This window comes from Geodermatophilus sp. FMUSA9-8, assembly GCF_037034165.1.
Classification (GTDB): Bacteria; Actinomycetota; Actinomycetes; order Mycobacteriales; family Geodermatophilaceae; genus Geodermatophilus; species Geodermatophilus nigrescens.
This window is the reverse complement of the sequence record NZ_JBAGKE010000001.1, coordinates 383,587-400,328: the sequence shown is the minus strand read 5'-3', so window position 1 is coordinate 400,328 and position 16,742 is coordinate 383,587. Positions and strand designations below refer to the sequence as shown.

The 16,742-nt window shown below is 77.5% G+C and carries 18 protein-coding genes; 10 read left to right on the top strand and 8 right to left on the bottom strand.

Annotation, left to right across the window (positions count from 1 at the left end):
* Positions 1–38 precede the first annotated feature (38 nt).
* Complete coding sequence (locus WA616_RS01915) at positions 39–533, top strand: MarR family transcriptional regulator (protein WP_336026817.1); 495 nt, start codon at positions 39–41, stop codon at positions 531–533.
* Positions 530–1,162: a maleylpyruvate isomerase family mycothiol-dependent enzyme gene (locus WA616_RS01910; protein ID WP_336026814.1), complete on the top strand. Its 633-nt coding sequence runs from the start codon at positions 530–532 to the stop codon at positions 1,160–1,162. The genes WA616_RS01915 and WA616_RS01910 overlap by 4 nt, the downstream gene beginning before the upstream one ends.
* A 38-nt stretch (positions 1,163–1,200) precedes the next feature.
* On the opposite strand, the gene WA616_RS01905 is transcribed toward WA616_RS01910, so the two are convergent.
* The gene (locus WA616_RS01905; protein WP_336026812.1) at positions 1,201–1,998 is read right to left on the bottom strand and encodes a MerR family transcriptional regulator; all 798 of its coding nucleotides are present in this window, start codon (positions 1,996–1,998) and stop codon (positions 1,201–1,203) included.
* A 78-nt stretch (positions 1,999–2,076) separates the two neighbouring features.
* Here WA616_RS01905 and WA616_RS01900 point away from each other — a divergent pair, with 78 nt between their 5' ends.
* Positions 2,077–2,430, top strand: a complete 354-nt coding sequence (locus WA616_RS01900) for a nuclear transport factor 2 family protein (protein ID WP_336026809.1) — start codon at positions 2,077–2,079, stop codon at positions 2,428–2,430.
* A gap of 17 nt (positions 2,431–2,447) precedes the next feature.
* Here WA616_RS01900 and WA616_RS01895 read toward each other — a convergent pair whose 3' ends face one another.
* The gene (locus WA616_RS01895) at positions 2,448–3,098 is read right to left on the bottom strand and encodes a GntR family transcriptional regulator (RefSeq protein ID WP_336026807.1); all 651 of its coding nucleotides are present in this window, start codon (positions 3,096–3,098) and stop codon (positions 2,448–2,450) included.
* Between the two features lie 145 nt (positions 3,099–3,243).
* Between WA616_RS01895 and WA616_RS01890 the strand changes: the two genes are divergently transcribed.
* Complete coding sequence (locus WA616_RS01890) at positions 3,244–3,990, top strand: alpha/beta fold hydrolase (RefSeq protein ID WP_336026805.1); 747 nt, start codon at positions 3,244–3,246, stop codon at positions 3,988–3,990.
* 64 nt (positions 3,991–4,054) lie between these two features.
* Here WA616_RS01890 and WA616_RS01885 read toward each other — a convergent pair whose 3' ends face one another.
* The 3 genes from WA616_RS01885 to WA616_RS01875 are packed head-to-tail and all read right to left on the bottom strand — an operon-like array spanning position 4,055 to position 8,642.
* On the bottom strand, positions 4,055–5,029 hold the full coding sequence (locus WA616_RS01885; protein ID WP_336026802.1) for an NAD-dependent epimerase/dehydratase family protein: 975 nt from the start codon (positions 5,027–5,029) through the stop codon (positions 4,055–4,057).
* Positions 5,026–7,659, bottom strand: a complete 2,634-nt coding sequence (locus WA616_RS01880; protein WP_336026801.1) for an alpha/beta fold hydrolase — start codon at positions 7,657–7,659, stop codon at positions 5,026–5,028. Before WA616_RS01880 ends, WA616_RS01885 begins: the two co-directional genes overlap by 4 nt.
* Entirely contained in the window at positions 7,656–8,642 is a 987-nt protein-coding gene (locus WA616_RS01875; RefSeq protein ID WP_336026799.1) for a 3-oxoacyl-ACP synthase III, read from the bottom strand. Before WA616_RS01875 ends, WA616_RS01880 begins: the two co-directional genes overlap by 4 nt.
* 186 nt (positions 8,643–8,828) lie before the next feature.
* On the opposite strand from WA616_RS01875, the gene WA616_RS01870 reads away from it, so the two are divergent.
* A complete protein-coding gene (locus WA616_RS01870) occupies positions 8,829–9,737 on the top strand; it encodes an NAD-dependent epimerase/dehydratase family protein (protein WP_336026798.1) in 909 nt (302 codons plus the stop codon).
* 7 nt (positions 9,738–9,744) lie between these two features.
* Here the strand turns inward: WA616_RS01870 and WA616_RS01865 are convergent, their stop codons facing one another.
* Together WA616_RS01865 and WA616_RS01860 are read right to left on the bottom strand one after the other, a co-directional pair.
* Positions 9,745–10,077, bottom strand: coding sequence for a hypothetical protein (locus tag WA616_RS01865; RefSeq protein WP_336026796.1), 333 nt, complete (start codon positions 10,075–10,077; stop codon positions 9,745–9,747).
* A gap of 230 nt (positions 10,078–10,307) precedes the next feature.
* A complete protein-coding gene (locus WA616_RS01860) occupies positions 10,308–10,826 on the bottom strand; it encodes a single-stranded DNA-binding protein (RefSeq protein ID WP_336026793.1) in 519 nt (172 codons plus the stop codon).
* Positions 10,827–10,992: 166 nt separating this feature from the next.
* Here WA616_RS01860 and recD2 point away from each other — a divergent pair, with 166 nt between their 5' ends.
* The 5 genes from recD2 to WA616_RS01835 all read left to right on the top strand — a co-directional run bounded on the left by recD2 (position 10,993) and on the right by WA616_RS01835 (position 16,183).
* Positions 10,993–13,257: an SF1B family DNA helicase RecD2 gene (gene recD2 / locus WA616_RS01855; protein ID WP_336026792.1), complete on the top strand. Its 2,265-nt coding sequence runs from the start codon at positions 10,993–10,995 to the stop codon at positions 13,255–13,257.
* A 112-nt stretch (positions 13,258–13,369) separates the two neighbouring features.
* The gene (locus WA616_RS01850) at positions 13,370–13,861 is read left to right on the top strand and encodes a hypothetical protein (RefSeq protein ID WP_336026790.1); all 492 of its coding nucleotides are present in this window, start codon (positions 13,370–13,372) and stop codon (positions 13,859–13,861) included.
* 20 nt (positions 13,862–13,881) lie between these two features.
* The gene (locus tag WA616_RS01845; RefSeq protein ID WP_336026788.1) at positions 13,882–14,841 is read left to right on the top strand and encodes a hypothetical protein; all 960 of its coding nucleotides are present in this window, start codon (positions 13,882–13,884) and stop codon (positions 14,839–14,841) included.
* Positions 14,838–15,902 (top strand): PD-(D/E)XK nuclease family protein, encoded by a 1,065-nt coding sequence (locus WA616_RS01840; RefSeq protein WP_336026787.1) that lies wholly within the window; start codon positions 14,838–14,840, stop codon positions 15,900–15,902. The genes WA616_RS01845 and WA616_RS01840 overlap by 4 nt, the downstream gene beginning before the upstream one ends.
* Positions 15,899–16,183, top strand: coding sequence for a hypothetical protein (locus WA616_RS01835; RefSeq protein ID WP_336026786.1), 285 nt, complete (start codon positions 15,899–15,901; stop codon positions 16,181–16,183). Before WA616_RS01840 ends, WA616_RS01835 begins: the two co-directional genes overlap by 4 nt.
* A gap of 10 nt (positions 16,184–16,193) precedes the next feature.
* On the opposite strand, the gene WA616_RS01830 is transcribed toward WA616_RS01835, so the two are convergent.
* Entirely contained in the window at positions 16,194–16,739 is a 546-nt protein-coding gene (locus WA616_RS01830; protein ID WP_336026785.1) for a hypothetical protein, read from the bottom strand.
* Positions 16,740–16,742: the final 3 nt, after the last annotated feature.

Genomic DNA, 16,742 nt, shown 5'->3' with positions numbered 1-16,742 from the left:
CTGGTGCCGCCGCACCCGGACATGACATCGTTGATGTCATGTCGCGGGGTGAGGCGGTCTACGAGGTCCTGCGCCGGGCGCGCCCGCTGGTGCTCGACTCGGCACGGGTGGTCGAGACACGCGTCCGCGACCGAGGCTGGACCGTCGGGTCCCGGGCCGTGGTCGAGGTCCTCGCCGAGAGCGGGCCCGCCACGGTCCCGCAGGTCGCCCGCGCGCTGTCCCTGGCGCGCCAGAACGTGCAGCGCCACGTCGACGACCTCCTCCGGCTCGGCCACGCCCGCCGCAGCGCCAACCCCGGGCACCGGCGGTCGGTGCTGGTCGAGCTCACCGAGGAGGGGCGGCGGGCGTTCGAGGACCTGCGGGCCGGCGAGCTCGCCGACCTCGGCCGCCTCGCCCCGGGGTGCTCCGCCGCCGACCTGGCGACCGCTGCCGCCGTGCTGACGGCGCTCGGGCGCGACGTGCGCGCCCGGGCGGCGTCGGCGGAGGGGGAGACCGAGCGGGAGGCCGAGGACGCCGAGGGGGCCCGGCCGTGACCCGCGACGACGTGCAGGCCCGCACGGCCCGCGGGCGGCGGCTGGCGGACGTGCTCGAGGGCCTGGGGCCCGCGCAGTGGGAGGCCGGGACCCTCTGCGAGGGCTGGACGGTCCGGGTCCTGGCCGGGCACCTGCTGCAGCCGATGGTGGTCGGCTTCGGCCGCTTCCTCCTCGCCTCGCTCCGCCACCGCGGCGACACCGCCGCGACCGTCGACTCCCTCGCCCGGCGGCTGGCCCGGCCCGGGCCCGCCGAGCTCGTCGCGCTCCTGCGCCGGCACGCCGGCGACCGCGTCGACCCGCCGCGGGTGGGCCCGATGGGGCCCTTCGCCGAGACCTGCGTGCACCTGAGGGACCTCGCCCGCCCCCTCGGCCTGGACGCCGACGTCCCGCGCGAGGACTGGGTGCTGCTGCTGGACCACCTCGTGTCACCGGGCGTCGCGCCGGGGCTTATGACGCCGGCCCGCGCCGGCGGCCTGACCCTCCGCGCCAGCGACGCCGGGTGGCGGCACGGCACCGGCCCCGCGGTGAGCGGGACGGCGGAGGCCCTCGCGATGGCCCTCACCGGCCGCCGGGCCGCGCTCGCCGACCTCGACGGCCCGGGACGCGAGGTGCTGGCCCGGCGGCTCTGAGCCGGGGCCGGCCCCCGGCGGAACCGGCCCGCCGGGTGTCAGCGCGCGGCCATCGGGAAGACCGGCCAGCCGATCCCGGTGCGCCAGGCCGACGGGTCGTCGGTGTCCCGCGGGCCCACCGGGTAGCTCTCCCGCACCGGCCCGGCCACCGCGAGCCCGTTGGCGACCACCCAGGCGCCCAGCTCGCCGTAGGTGACGTCGATGTCGTCGTGCGGGCCGGCGTGGGTGGTCACCGCCAACTCCACCGCCGGCAGCGTCACCGGGTGCACCCGCCCGCCGGACGCGGGCTCTGCCGTCCGCCGGTACACGAGCACGTGCCCGCGGCCGGTCTCGAAGAGCGCGTTGTCGTAGAGCCCGCCCGGCGGCCCCTCCGGCTCGGCGACGACCGCGTCGAGCTCGGCCATGGCGCCCGCGTACCAGGCGAGGACGCCGTCGAGGTCCACGACGCCCGCGACCGCGGCCACCGGCGTCGCCGGCACCGCCCGCAGCCGCACCTGCAGCGGGGGCGGGTCGGGGTGCAGCAGGCGGCGCAGCGAGGCCACGGCCTCCCGGGTGGCGGCCAGCTGGTCCTCCAGCCTCCGCAGGTGGCCGGCCACGAGCTCGGCGCGGTCGCCGGGGTCGGGGGAGCGCACGATGCGGGCGACGTCGGGCAGCGGGACGTCGAGCTCGCGCAGGCGGTGGATCACCTGGGCGGTCGGGATCTGGTCGGCGCTGTAGTACCGGTAGCCGCTCGCCGGGTCGACGGTCGCGGGCTCGAGCAGGCCCGCGTCGTGGTACCGGCGCAGCGTGCGCACGCTCAGGTGGGTCAGCCGGGAGAACTCGCCGATCGCCAGCACGGGCGCACTCTGCACCCTCCCCCCGGGGGAGGGTCCAGCGGTGGACCCTCCCGGCCGCGGACGGCGCACGGTGGCGGCATGAGCGCACCGACCGTCATCGATCCCGCCGAGCTCCCCGCCCCCGTCCGCGGCTACCTCGCCGCGCACACCGCCCGCGACGTCGAGACCGCCGTCCGGGCCTTCACCCCCGACGCCGTCGTCACCGACGAGGGCCACACCCACCGCGGCACCGAGGAGGTCCGCCGGTGGCTGGCCGAGGCCGGCACCGCCTTCACGTTCACGACCGAGCTGGTCGGCGCTCGGCGCGTCGACCCGACGCGGTGGATCGCCGTCCAGCGGCTGGAGGGCGACTTCCCCGGCGGCGTCGTCGAGCTGCAGTACCGGTTCACGATGGCCGGCGACCTGGTCGCCGAGCTCGTGATCGCTCCCTGAGACCCGGGCGCCGGGCGTCACGGCTCCTCGCTCGGCAGGCTGTGCCAGGTGTCGTAGGCGACGCCGGCGGCGCCCTCGGCGTCGCCGGTGGCGCACAGCCGGATCAGCTCGTCGTGCCGGGTGACCGACGTCCGGCCGCGCAACGAGCCGAAGCGCAGCCGTTCCGCGCGCCGCACGGTGGGCGTGAACTGCTCCAGCACCGTGGCGAGCGCGCGGTTGCCGCAGACGCGCACCGGCACGTCGTGCAGCTCGTCGTCGACGCGGAGGGCCGTCTCGACGTCGCCGGCTGCCACGGCGTCGGCGAACCGCCGGTTGGCGTCCCTCATGGCGGCCAGGTCCGCCTCGCCGAGGACCGGCACGGCCTCGCGGACGGCGACCTCGTGCATGGCCGCCACGACGTCGCGGGCGTCGCGCACGTCCCGGGCGTCGAGCGTGCTGACCACCGTGGACCGCCCCGGCCGGGCGGAGACCAGCCCCCCGTGCGCGAGGCGCAGCAGTGCCTCACGCACGGGGGTCCGGCTCACCCCCAGCCAGGCCGCGAGCTCGAGGTCCCGCAGCTGCTCGCCAGGGGCGAAGGTGCCGTCGACGATCGCGTCGCGCAGGCGGCGGTAGACGTCGTCGCGCAGCAGGCTGCGGTCGACGCCGGGGGACGTCGGGGGGATCGGCACGGGTGGACCTCGTCTCGGTGCGGGCGGCGGCCGGGACGGGCTTCCCCGGGAGCGTCGGTGCTATGCAATATATCGCATACCGGGGGCGTTCGAGGGACATCCGGGCGGACCGACCGGCCCGTCCGCCGATCGAGAGGGAGATCCGATGACCGAGAGCACGCAGCAGGACCGCACCGACGCCGGGCCCACGGTGGTGCTGGTGCACGGGGCCTTCGCCGACTCGTCGAGCTGGAACGGCGTCGTCGCCCGGCTCCTCCGCGACGGCCACCCGGTGGTGGCGATGGCCAACCCGCTCCGCAGCCTGTCCGGCGACGCCGACCTCCTGCGCGACCTCCTCGACGGGCTGGACGGGCCGATCGTCCTGGCCGGCCACTCCTACGGCGGCAGCGTGATGAGCGAGGCGGCCGAGGGGCACCCGCGGGTCCGGGCGCTGGTCTACGTCGCCAGCTTCCTGCTCGAGGAGGGCGAGAGCACCGGCGAGCTGGCCGGCCGCTTCCCGGGCAACGAGCTCGGCGGGGCGCTGCGCCCGGTGCCCGTGCGCGGGCCCGGCGGGCAGCCCGTCGACGACCTCTACATCGAGCAGGAGCGGTTCGGGCCGGTCTTCGCCGCCGACGTGCCGGCCGACGCCGCCGCCCTGATGGCCGTCACCCAGCGGCCGATCATCGGTGACGCCCTGGCCGACAAGGCGACGCGGGCGGCCTGGCGGTCCATCCCGTCCTGGACCCTCGTCACCCGCCAGGACCTGGCGGTGCCGGCCGAGGCTCAGCGGTTCATGGCCGAGCGGGCCGGGTCGCACGTCGTCGAGGTCGACGCGTCCCACGCCGTGACCGTGTCGCAGCCGGACGTCGTCGCCGAGCTCATCGAGGAGGCCGTGCGGGCCACCGCCAGCTGACGGCGGCTCGGCCGTCAGGCCGCCCCGGCGGCTCGGTCCCCAGGCCGCCCCGGCGGCTCGGTCCTCAGGCCGCCCCGGCGGCGTACCAGGCGGCCAGGCGGGCGAAGCCCTCCTCCAGGCGCACCCGCGGGGCCCAGCCCAGGGCCTCGCGGGTGCGGCGCTGGTCGAACCAGTGCGCGGTGGCCAGCTGCTCGGCGAGGAAGCGGGTCACCGGCGGGGTCGAGCGGCGGCCGGTGACCGCCCAGGCACCCTCGACGACGGCACCGGCGAGCCAGGCCGCCCGGAAGGGGACCCGCCGCCGCGGGCCGGGCGCGCCCGCCGCACGGCACAGCCGGTCGATCACCTCGCCGACCGGGCGCGGCTCGCCGTTGGACACGACCAGCGCCTCGCCGTGCACCGGCCCGCACGCGTCGACCGCGGCGACGAGCGCGGCCGCGGCGTTGTCGACGTAGGTGGTGTCGACCAGTGCCGCGCCGGACCCGATGGTCGGCAGCCGCCCGGCGCGGGCGCGGGCGACGATCCGCCCGACGAGCTGCGTGTCGCCCGGGCCCCACACGAGGTGCGGCCGAACGGCGAGGACGGCCAGGGACGCCGAGTCCGCCGCCAGCGCGTCGAGCTCGGCGACGGCCTTGGTCCGCGAGTAGTGCCCGCGGGCGTGCGCCGGGTCGGCCGGCTCGGCGCCGACCCCGGCCAGCGCCGCGCCGGCGTGGGCGACCGACGGAGAGGAGACGTGCACCAGGCGGCCGACGCCCTGCACGCGGCAGGCGTCGACGACCGCGCGGGTGCCCGCGACGTTGGCCCGCTCGTACTCGGCCCGGGGGCCGGTGACGTCGACCTTCGCCGCCAGGTGCACGACGGCGTCCTGCCCGCGGGCGGCCCGCGCGACGGCGTCCGGGTCGGCGACGTCGCCCAGCACCTCCGCGCAGGGCAGCCCCGCGGGCCGGCGCTGCAGCACGGTGACGTCGTCCCCGCGGGCGAGCAGCGCCTCCGCCGTCGCCCGCCCGAGCATGCCGCTGGCCCCGGTGACCAGGACCCTCACGAGCGGCGCCCGCCCGGCCGCCCGGCGAGGAACCGGGCCGCCCGCGCGGCCACCTGCCGGCGGTCGACCTTGGACTGGTGGCGGATGTCGACGGGCAGCCGGGCAGCGGTGAGCACCGCCGCCACCTCGACGCCGGCCGCGGCCCGGACGGCGTCGGCCAGGTCCGGCCCGGCGACCCGCAGGCGCCGCGACCGGCCCCCGCCGCCCTCCGGGACGACGACCACGACGACGACCTGGCCGCCGGCGGGACCGACCCCGACGGCCGCGGCCGCCGCCACGCCGGGCACCCGCTCGGCCCGCTGCTCGATCCCGACGGGCGTGACGGGTCCCGCGGCGGTGGTCACCACGTGCGGGAGCCGACCCTCGATCCAGAGCCGCCCCCCGGCGTCGAGGTGCCCGACGTCGCCGGTGCGGTGCCAGCCGGGCGGGCGGGAGGCCGCCCGGTCGGTCTCCCACAGGGCGTCGTAGCGGTCCCGCACGTGGGCGGCGCGCACGCACACCTCCCCGGTCACCCCGGGTGCGCCGGTCAGGTCGCCGTCGGCTCCGCCGTCCGCGTGGAGCGGGCTGATCCGCACGTCCACCCCAGCCAGCGGCCGCCCCACGCAGACGCCCTCGCCCTCCCCGGCGGCGGCCACCTCGGCGGCCGACACGTCGGTGACCGGCAGGGCCTCGGTCATCCCGTAGGGCGTGTGGGCCTCCGCCGAGGGCAGGACGTCGCGCAGCGCCTCGAGCAGGGCGGCGGGCACGGGCGCGCCGGCGGACATGAGCAGCCGGACGCCGCCGAGCGCCGTCCGCTGCTCGGCGGTGAGGTCGGCGGCGGTGGCCACGACCCGGCGCAGCGCGGCGGGGGAGGCGAACACGACCGTGGCGCCGACGGCGGAGACCGCCTCCGCCAGGTCGCGCGCGGTGAGGGAGCCGGGGGCGGTGATGTCGATGTCGGGCACCGCGGTGCCGATGCCCAGCGCCGGGCCGAGCAGCGCGAAGGGCGCGAACGCGGCGACCAGCCGGTCCTCCGGGGTGAGCCGGTAGGTGCCGCGCACCAGCGCGAGCTGCGCGGCGGCCTGGCGCCGGGTGTAGACGACGCCCTTGGCCGGCCCGGTGGCGCCGGAGGTGAACAGCACCGCGCAGTCGGCGTCGCCGGGCGGGACCACCGGGGCCGGGGCACCGCGGCCGGCGTCCTCGACCTCCGCCAGCGTGCGGACCGCGCCGAGCGCCCGCCGGGGGAGCGCGGGCACCGAGCCGGTGGCGATGCGGGAGGCGGGCAGGCCCATGAGGCGGGCGGCGGCGAGCCCCGCGGTGCTGCAGACGACGTGGTCGACCGCGGCGCTGCGCAGCGCCCGCCGCATGCCGCGCAGGCCCAGGCCCTTGTCGGCGACGACGATGACCGCTCCCGCCCGCCACACGGCGTAGACCGCGGCCGTGAGATCGGCGGACGGCTCGACGAGCAGGCCCACCCGCTGACCGGGCCGGACGCCGGACGCGGCGAGTCCCGCGGCGAGGTGCTCGACCCGCCGGTGCAGCTGCGCCCAGCTCACCGTCTCCCCGCCGACCTCCACGACGGCGGGGGACTCGTCGCCGGCCCGCTCGGTCAGCGACGCCCACAGCGGGGGCGGGTCGTCGTCGGAGGATGCGGGCTCCGGCGTCGGGGCCGGCTCGGCGGTGCCGGAGCCGGGGAGCTCGGTGACCCACTGCGCGACGGCGTCGGCGTACTGCGGGGCGTCCTCGGGGAGCAGGTGCGAGGCGCCCTCGTAGCGGTGCAGCGCGGCGTGCGGCAGCCGCTCGCGCAGGTCGGCCAGGTACCGCTCGCCGAACACCGGGTCGCGGGGCCCCCACAGCAGCAGCGCCGGCACGTCGAGCGTGCGGACGCCCTCCGCGATCGCCTCCTGCACCGGCCGCGAGGGGTGGCCGGGGGAGAAGGGGATGTCGGCGACGAAGTCACCGACCGCGCGCCGGCGCGCCGCCGTGGCGTAGGGGGCGGCGAACGCGTCGCGCACCGCGCGCGGCAGCGGCGGGCGGGAGAGCGCCGTCGTCGCCCGGACGAAGACCGGGGTGCCGACGGTGACGGCCGTGCGGACGCCGGGGGCGTCGGCGGCGCGGATGAGGACCGGGCCCCAGTCGCCCTCGGGCATCGCGACGGCGGTGTTGCACAGCACGACGCCGCGCAGGTCCGCCCGGTGCCCGAGCGCCCAGCCGAGCGAGATGACGCCGCCCCAGTCGTGCCCCACGGTGACGACGGGGCCGCTGACGCCCAGCGCCGCGGTCAGGTCGCCGAGGTCGGCGACCCGCTGCTCCAGCGTGCGGGGCGCGTCCAGCCGCTGCGACCAGCCCATGCCGAGGTGGTCGGGGGCGACCACCCGCCACCCGGGCGGCGCGGCGGCGACCAGCCGGCGCCACAGGTAGGACCACGTGGGGTTGCCGTGGACGCACAGGAGCGTGCCGACGGGGTCGGCGACGCCGTTGTCGAGCACGTGCCACTCGTGCCGCGTGCCGGTGGAGTCGGCGACGGTCACGGTGCGCGACCATGCCGGGTCCAGGCCGGGGAACGCGCGCAGCGCCGGGATGCGGGCCGCCGTGCCGGCGCCCGTGCCCGTGTCCGGAGCCGCCCCGGTGTCCGTCCGGGTGGCGGTCACCAGGCGATCTCGAGGCAGGACACGTTCAGGCCCGAGCCGACGCCCATGAGCAGCACCCGGTCGCCGTCGGCGAGGGTGTCCTGCTGGCCGGCGAGGGTGAACGGGACCGACGCCGGCCCGAGGTTGCCACGGGTCGGGAACGTCGTCGGCACCAGCGCGGGGTCGATGGAGAACCGGTCGCACATCGCCTTGGTGTGCACCCTGGACACCTGGTGGACGATGTACCGGTCCATGCCGCCGGCCCAGTCGAACTCCTCGGCGGCGTCGGCCCACATGTCCTCGGACAGCGCGAGGCCCGCGTCGAGGAGCCCCTTGAGGTCGGTGCGCATCATCTCGTTGTCGCCGACGCACAGCTCGTGGTGCTCCGAGCCCGACCGGCTCACCGACCCGACGAGGCGGTGGCCCTCCGGGTGCAGGTCGGAGCGGCCCAGCAGCATCGCGACCGCGCCCGACCCGAGGGTCAGCGTGGCGAACTGCGCCAGCACGTCCTTGGACACCGTCTCGGGCCGGTTGAGCTGGTCGATGGTGCGCTCCTGGACGATCCGGGAGTCCTCGCCGTTGACGACCAGCGCGTGGTCGACCATGCCCGACTCGATCATCGCGGCGGCCAGCTCCATGCCGTTGACGAAGCCGAGGCAGGCGTTGGTCACGTCGAAGTTCTGGCACGACCGCGGCAGGCCGAGCTCGTGGTGCACCGCCACCGCGGTCGAGGGCTCGAGGTAGCGGCGGCTGACCGAGGTGTTGATCATGACGCCGATGCGCGCGGGGTCGACCCCGCTCTCGCTGATCGCCTTGGCCCCCGCGGTGGCGGCGCCGTTGACGAACGTCGTCCCCTCGGCCCACCACCGGCGTTCCCGGATGCCGGCCAGCCGCTCGAGCAGGCCGGTGCGCAGGCCCACCCGCTGATAGGTGTCGCGCAGCCGCTCGTCGATCTCGTCGGAGGTGACGACCTGGGACGCGTCCGCCGTCTCGATGGACAGCACGGACGTGTTGGTGAAGCGGTGTGTCGTGTTGCCCGTCATGTGCGCCGTACCCAGCTCTGAGTCGGGCCGACGCTCCACTGGCCGCCCGGTTCCGGTCGCCCTACCCCCGAACCTCCCCGCCCTACCCATCCGTGACCGGCGGCACCTCCCGGGGCGGGGCCGGGGAGCCGCTGGCAGGGTGGGGGCATGGCCGCCTCCCCTCCCGTCGTCGTGGTGACCGGTGCGAACGGACTGGTGGGCGCCGCGGTGTGCCGGGCGCTCGTCGCGCGCTCGGCGCGGGTGCGCGCCGTCGTCCGCCGGGCCGGCAGCGCGCCCGCGCTCGACGGCGTGACCGAGCACGTCGGCGAGTTCGCCGAGGACGCCGTCGCCCGCGAGGTCACCGCCGGCGCCGACGCGGTGGTGACGACGGTCCACCCGATGGGCTCGCCGCGGGAGGCCCAGCTCCGGGTGGCCGTCGAGGAGACCCCGGCCCTCGCCCGCGCCGCGCGCGACGCCGGCGTCACCCGGTTCGTGCACCTGTCCACGGCCGGGGTCTACGACCGCTCGCCCGGCGTCGGGGACATCGCCGAGGACGGCCCGCTCCTGCCCGAGGGCAGCGGCGCCTACCCGGACACCAAGAACGCCGCCGACGCCGCGCTCGCGGAGGTGGGCGAGCTCACGACGGTGCTGGTCCGCCCGCCGGCCGTCCTCGGCGCCGGGGAGACATCGGTGTGGAACACGCTGCGCCCGCGCGCGATCGCCGACGGGGACCGCCGCACCAACCCGGCGCAGACCTGGGCCTGGGTGCACGTCGACGACCTGGCCGCCTTCGTGGCCGACGTCGCCACCGGCGCGGTCGCCACCGCCGACGACCCGGAGCAGGGGCCCGTGCCCGGCCGCGCGACCCCGGTGAACGTGGCCGGGGAGCCGGCGACCTGGCGGGACTACCTGGGCACGGTCACCGGCGCGCTGGGCGTCGAGCCGGAGTGGACCGACGAGCCGGTGTGGACCGGCCGGCTGCTGACCGACCGCGCGCGCCGCTGGGGCTGGGCGCCGCGGGTGTCCCTCGCCGAGGCGCTGGAGGAGCTGCGGGAGGGCCTCGCCCCGCGCGGCTGACCCGCCGTCAGAGCTGCAGGACCCGCGCGGCGGACAGGTAGGCCGCCGCGACCGCCTCCCGGTCGGACAGGTCGCCCGGGTCGTCGCCGGCCGCCCGCGCGAGCGCACGCACCGCCGCGCCCGGGTCCGGGTCGGCGAGCGCCGCGCACAGCCCCTCGACGACGGCCGCGGTGTCCGCGTCGTCCAGGTCGTCGAGCACGAGCCCGTCGTGCAGCAGTCCGGCCGCCTCGGCGAACACCTCCCGCGCTGCGTTGGGGTCGACGTCGGGCCTCTCCCGGGCGACCGCCTCCGCGGCGGCCCGGAAGCGGGCGGACAGGCGCTCCCGCGTCAGCCCGGGCACGTCACCGCTCCGTCCGGGGCGCGTCCCGGCCTCGCCTCCCGGCGGCGCTGCTCCCGCCGCGCGACCGCCGGCGTGCTCCTCTCCGGGCGGGTCCATGCGCCGAGCGTCCCGCCGGCGGGACCGGGGGACAAGGGCCCGGTCGCCGACCCCGGAGGTGGGCCGCAGGAGGGCCACCCCGGGGCCACCGCGCGTGGCCGCGACCCCGGACCGGAGCGCCGTCGGTGCCGCCGTCAGAAGGGCGGCTCCTCGTCGCGGCCGCCACCGACGGCGGCCGTCGCCCACGGGTCGGCCGGGGCGTCCTGCCCCGCGCCGCCGGCACCGCTCCGGCTCCCGGAGCCGTTCGCGGCGCCGTTCGCGGAGCCGAAACCGCCGGAGCTCCCGGAGCGGGAGACCTTCGCGACCGTCGCGGTCGCGTACCGGAGCGAGGCGCCGATCTCGTCGACGTCGAGTTCCACGACGGTGCGCTTCTCGCCCTCCTTCGTCTCGAAGGAGCGCTGCTTGAGGCGGCCCTGCGCCACCACGCGCGACCCCCGCGTCAGCGACTCCGCGACGTTCCCCGCCGCCTCCCGCCACACGCTGCAGCGCAGGAACAGCGACTCGCCGTCCTTCCACTCCTGGGTCTGGCGGTCCAGCGTGCGCGGCGTGGACGCGATGGTGAAGGTGGCAACCGCAGCGCCCGAGGGCGTCCAGCGCAGCTCGGGCTCGCTGGTCAGGTTGCCGATGACGGTGATGACAGTGTCGCCGGCCATGATCCGGTCCTCCGTGTTGTCGGTGCGTCGCTCAGGTGAGCACCCGGAGGCTAGGGAGACCGGCCGACAGTTCCGGGCCCGCGGCGGCCGGCAGCGCGGACTGTCCCCGCCCGCTGGGACGCTCGGTCGTCGGAGGACGGACGACGCGCGAGCGGGGGGACGGCAGGTGGGGGAGACGCGGGCGGGCCAGGTCCTGGAGGCCACCCTGGAGCGGATCACCTACGCGAACCCGCAGACCGGCTACACGGTGGCCCGCGTGGACACCGGCCGCGGCGGCGACCTGGTCACCGTCGTCGGCCCGCTGCTCGGCGCGCAGCCGGGGGAGACGCTGCGCCTGCGCGGGCGCTGGGGCGCCCACCCGCAGCACGGCCGGCAGTTCCACGTCGAGGACCACACGACCGTGCTGCCGGCCACGGTGCAGGGGATCCGCCGCTACCTCGGCTCGGGCCTGGTCCCGGGCATCGGCCCGCGCCTGGCCGAGCGGATCGTCGACCACCTCGGCGCCGACGCGCTGCGGGTGATCGAGGAGGAGCCGGGGCGGCTGACCGAGGTCCCGGGCCTGGGTCCGCAGCGGGCCGGCCGGATCACCGCCGCCTGGGCGGAGCAGCGCGCCGTCAAGGAGGTGGTGCTGCTCCTGCAGGAGCTGGGCGTGTCGACCTCGCTGGCCGTCCGCGTCCACCGCGAGTACGGCGACGCCTCCGTCGGCGTCGTCCGGACCCAGCCGTACCGCCTGGCCGCGGAGGTGTCGGGCATCGGCTTCCGGACGGCCGACACCGTCGCCGCCGCCGTCGGCATCCCGCACGACAGCACCGAGCGGGTCGAGGCCGGCCTGCGGCACGTGCTGTCCGAGGCCACCGGGCAGGGCCACTGCTTCCTGCCCGAGGCCGACCTGGTGGCCCGCGCCGTCGAGCTGCTGGAGGTCCCGGCCCGGCTGGTCACCATCTGCCTCACCCTGCTGGTCGCCGACGCCGCCGTCGTCCGCGAGGAGTACCCCGCCGCCGACGGCGGGCCGCCCACGGTGGGCTACCACCTCGTCCCCCTGCACCGCGCGGAGGTGTCGCTGGCCGCGGGCGTGCGGAGGCTCATGGCCGCCGACGCCGACCGGCTGCCGGCCTTCGCGGACGCCGACTGGGACGACGCGACGTCCTGGCTGCAGCGGCACACCGGCATGGCGCTGGCGCCCGGCCAGCGCGAGGCCGTGCGCCTGGCGCTCACCGAGAAGGTCGCCGTCCTCACCGGCGGCCCGGGGTGCGGCAAGAGCAGCGCGGTCCGCTCGATCGTCGCGCTGGCGGCGGCCGAGGGCGCCCGCGTCGTCCTGGCGGCGCCCACCGGCCGGGCGGCCCGGCGGCTCACCGAGCTGACCGGCACCCAGGCGGTCACCGTGCACCGGCTCCTGCAGCTGCGGCCCGGTGGCGACGCCGGCTTCGACCGCGACCGGCCGCTGGACGCCGACCTGGTCGTCGTCGACGAGGCCTCGATGCTGGACCTGCTGCTGGCCAACAAGCTGGTGCGGGCCGTGCCGCCGGGGGCGCACCTGCTGCTGGTCGGCGACGCCGACCAGCTGCCCTCGGTCGGCCCCGGCGAGGTGCTGCGCGACCTGCTCGCCGAGGGCTCGCCGGTGCCGTCGGTGCGCCTGACGCAGGTCTTCCGCCAGGCCAGCCGGTCGGGGGTGGTCGCCAACGCGCACCGGATCAACGCCGGCACCCCGCCGCAGGTGCAGGGCCACGACGACTTCTTCCTGTTCGCCACCGAGGACGCCGAGGAGACCGCGCGGCTCACCGTCGACGTCGTCGCCCGCCGCATCCCGGCCCGGTTCGGCCTCGACCCCCGCCGCGACGTGCAGGTGCTCACCCCCGTGCACGGCGGGCCCGCCGGCGCCGCCGCGCTCAACCAGCTGCTGCAGGAGGCGCTCACGCCGGCGCGTCCCGACGGCGCCGAGAAGCGCCACGGCGGGCGGGTGTTCCGCGTCGGCGACAAGGTCAGCCAGGTCCGCAACGACTACGACAAGGGCCGCACCGGCGTCTTCAACGGCACCCAGGGCGTCGTCACCGCCGTCGACCCGGCCGCGCAGGTGCTCACCGTGATCACCGACGAGGACGAGACGATCCCCTACGGCTTCGCGGAGCTCGACGAGCTCGTGCACGCCTACGCCGTCACCGTGCACCGCGCGCAGGGCAGCGAGTACCCGTGCGTCGTCGTCCCGCTGACCACCGGCGCCTGGTCGATGCTGCAGCGCAACCTGCTCTACACCGCGGTCACCCGGGCGAAGCGGCTCGTCGTCCTCGTCGGCTCGCCGCGGGCGCTGGCCCAGGCCGTGCGCACCACGGGGTCCGGACGGCGGCACACCGGCCTCGCCGCCCGGCTCCGCGGCCGGCCGCAGCGGGACGGTTACGCCGACGGCGAACGTCGACACGCCGAGCCGGCCGCCTGACCTGCGCGTTCCCACCGAGCGGGTGAAGGGCTTGCGGAACGGCCCCGGATGTGTCAGACCCCGCTCGTAGCGTCCGGGTCGACATCTTCCCCGTGTCGGCAAGGAGCACACCATGGCCATCTCCGGCCTCCCCACCCGCAAGCCCACCGGCCGCGTCCCGTGGCCGTGCGTCCTCCTCGAGGGCGAGGAGAAGGCGGGCAAGAGCTGGGCGCTGGCCCAGCTGAGCACCAGCGACCGGATCGGTCCGCTCTACTGGATCGACCTCAACGAGGGCGCCGGCGACGAGTACGGCGCCATCCCCGGCGCCCGCTACGAGCTCGTCGAGCACGACGGCTCGTACGCCCAGGTGCTGGCCGCCGTCCAGGCGGTCAAGGCCGAGGCGCGGCGCGCGGCCGACGCCGGCGAGAAGCCGGTCGTCCTCGGCATCGACACACCGGCTCGGCCATCTGGGACGGGCTCAAGGACTGGGCGAGCGCGCGCGCCGCGAGGTCGTCCCGCAACCGCGAGCTGCTCAAGCGCGACCCCAACGCCGAGATCACCATCAGCCAGAACCTGTGGAACGACGCCGGCTCCCGCTGGCGCAAGCTGCAGACCGAGCTGCTGACCTTCCCGGGCATCGTCGTGGTGACCGCCCGCGGCAAGGAGGTCACCGAGGTCGACGCCAACGGCCGTCCCATCGAGGGCCAGAAGACCTGGTCGGTGCAGATGCACCGGGAGTTCCCCTACGCCGCCAGCGTGTGGGTGCGGCTGCGCCGGGGGCGCCGTCCGCTGATCGTCGGCGCGCGCAGCGTGCACGTCGGCATCAAGCCCAACGACGACCCGGCCCGCGAGGTCACCGACGAGAAGGCCGACGGTCGGCTGCTCGAGTGGCTGGTCTTCGACGCGCTCCGGTGCGACCCGGGCACCGCGCACGTGCGCGACCTCGTCGCCTTCCACGGCGGCGGGCTGCTCGAGCACGAGCGGGAGGACGAGGCGCGCACCGCCCGGGCAGAGCGCCGCACCGGTGCCGGCGCCGAGCCGGACGTCGCCGCGCTGGTGTCCCGCATCGAGGACGCCGAGGACGACGACGCCCTGCGCGACGTGTGGGGCGAGGCCAACCGGGCCGCGCTGCTCGGCGTCGAGGTCCCGACCGACGGCGGCTCCTACACCGTCGCCGAGCTGATCCAGGCGCGCCACGAGCAGTTCCTCGAGGCGTCGATGGCCAAGCACCCCGCCGGCCGCCGCCGGGTCGCCGCGCAGGCGCACACGACGCCGGCCCCGACCACGCCGGCCGCGGTGGTCGAGGCCGCCCGGGCCGCCGCCGCGGCGATGGCGCCGCGCACCGAGGAGGCCCCCGCGCCGGTCAACCCGCTGCTGGAGCCCTCGCCGACCCCGGACGAGCCGGGCGAGCGCCGGCTCACCGCCGCCCGCCGCGGCGTGCTCGCCAGCCTGGAGAGCCTGGGCGTCACCGACGGGCAGATCGCCGAGCGGTTCGGCCGGCCGGTCGAGCACGTGGCCACCAAGCGGCTGACCGCGCTGGTCCGCGACGTCATCGCCACCCAGCGCAGCGGCCAGTCGGTGGGGCAGCAGGAGATCCCCGCATGACGGCGGTGCTGCCCGCCCGCCCCAGCACGGCCGAGCGGCGGGCGGCCCCGAGCCTGGCGGCGGCGGTCCGCGACCTCGACCGCCGCCGGGCCCGGTCCCGCCAGCGGATGATCGGCGCCTCCGAGCTCGGTGAGTGCCGGCGCCGGGCGGCCTACCGGGTCGCCCGGCGGCGGCCCACCAACACCCGCACCGGCCTGCAGGCGTTCCTCGGCACCGAGCTGCACCGCGGGGTGCTCCGGGCGCTGCGCCGCCAGTACGGCGGGCTGACCGAGGTGGCGCTGCGCGGCGAGCAGGTCAAGGGCCGCTGCGACTGGTGGCACGCCCCGGTGGTCGAGGACCTCAAGACCACCTCCCGCTTCGGCTTCGAGCGGGTGCTCACGCGGGGCGTGCCCACCAAGCACTGGTTCCAGGTCGCCGTCTACGCCTGGCTGCTGCGCACCGGCCAGACCGCCGACCGGCGGCTGGAGGCCGGCACCGGGCAGGACGTCGACGGGCTCCGGGTGCGGTACCTGTCCCGCGACTCCGGCGAGGACGTCGTCTTCGAGGCCGAGCACGACCCGACGCTCACCGCCGAGGCCATCGTGTGGCTCAGCGACGTCTACGCCACCGTCGAGGACGAGGGCGTCGACGCCGTCCCGCGCGACGGGTTCGGCCCCGGCGTGGACACCATGTGCGACTGGTGCCCGTTTCTCGACGCCTGCTGGGGCCCGCCGGTCGACCCGGACACCGAGGGCGAGGTCTCCCGCCAGTCGCGGCTGACGGTCACCGACCGCGACTACGTCGAGGCCGTGCACGACTACGACGCCTGGCGGGCGGCGGAGAACGAGGCCCGGCGGCACAAGGAGTACGCACGCGAGCGGCTGCGCGGCCGGTCCGGGCCGGCCGACGACCTGCACTGCGAGTGGTCCGGGGGCGTCCTGCGCGAGCAGGTCGACAAGGACGCCGCCGTCGAGCGGCTGGCCGAGCTCGGCGAGGTCGTGCCCACCCGCCGGGTCCGCAGCCCGCGCACCATCCGGGTCACCCGCGACCCCACCCGGCCGGAGCAGGAGGCGCGACCGTGACCACCGTCCCGACGAACGCCCTGGCCGCCGGCGAGGCGGTCCTCACCGGCGACGTCGTCGGCACCGACTTCGGCCTGCCCCTGGTCCGGCCGGCCCGGAGCGGGCGCGAGGGCCGGGTGCGCGTCGTGCGGGCGCGCTGCCGGACCTCCGGCGGGGTCGTCGTCTGGTTCACCGACGGCACCAAGACCCCGCCGCTGCACGGCCGGACCGGCTGGGTCCCCGCCGACGCGAGCGCCGGCCCGGGAACCCATCCGGGAGCGGCCACCCGCCGCGGCGGGTGACCGGGCGAGGTCAGGACGCCCCGCGGCGCTCCTGCCGGTCCTCCTCGGCCACGGAGCGGTGGAGCTCCTCCGCAGCCTGGGCCTCCACGTCGAGCCCGTCGAGGGTCGCCTCGACCTCCTCCAACCGCTCCCACCAGACGCGCACCGCGTCGAGGTCGGCCAGGTCCGCCGGCTCGAGGGCCAGCAGCCCCCGGATCGACACGTCGGCCGCCTGGAGGACGCCGGAGTCGTCGTCGGGCGAGCGGGCCCGCGAGGCCCAGAACACCTCCGCCCACAGCGAGGCGATGCCCGAGGCGCCGGCCGGCGGCACCTGGAGCGGGAACGCCCGGCGCCGGGCCCGGGCGACGGCGACCAGGCGCAGGGTGAGCAGCTGCCGCACCGGCCGCAGGAAACCCGGCGCCAGCGCCACGCGGTCCCGCGCCGAGCGGGCGGCCACGAGACGCTCGCCGGCCGCGGTCACCCGCTGACCCGCCCGCCGGGTGCGTTCCCACAGCTCGTACGCCGTCAGCTGCGCGGGATCGCCGGGCGGGTCCTCGGCGTCCGGCCCGTCGCTCACGCC

Excerpts from the sequence above, each read along its gene's own strand:
- WA616_RS01915 (WP_336026817.1), top strand. The coding sequence starts at position 39 with ATGTCGCGGGGTGAGGCGGTCTACGAGGTCCTGCGCCGGGCGCGCCCG.
- WA616_RS01900 (WP_336026809.1), top strand. The coding sequence starts at position 2,077 with ATGAGCGCACCGACCGTCATCGATCCCGCCGAGCTCCCCGCCCCCGTC.
- WA616_RS01890 (WP_336026805.1), top strand. The coding sequence starts at position 3,244 with ATGACCGAGAGCACGCAGCAGGACCGCACCGACGCCGGGCCCACGGTG.
- WA616_RS01870 (WP_336026798.1), top strand. The coding sequence starts at position 8,829 with ATGGCCGCCTCCCCTCCCGTCGTCGTGGTGACCGGTGCGAACGGACTG.
- WA616_RS01860 (WP_336026793.1), bottom strand. The coding sequence starts at position 10,826 with ATGGCCGGCGACACTGTCATCACCGTCATCGGCAACCTGACCAGCGAG.
- WA616_RS01850 (WP_336026790.1), top strand. The coding sequence starts at position 13,370 with ATGGCCATCTCCGGCCTCCCCACCCGCAAGCCCACCGGCCGCGTCCCG.
- WA616_RS01840 (WP_336026787.1), top strand. The coding sequence starts at position 14,838 with ATGACGGCGGTGCTGCCCGCCCGCCCCAGCACGGCCGAGCGGCGGGCG.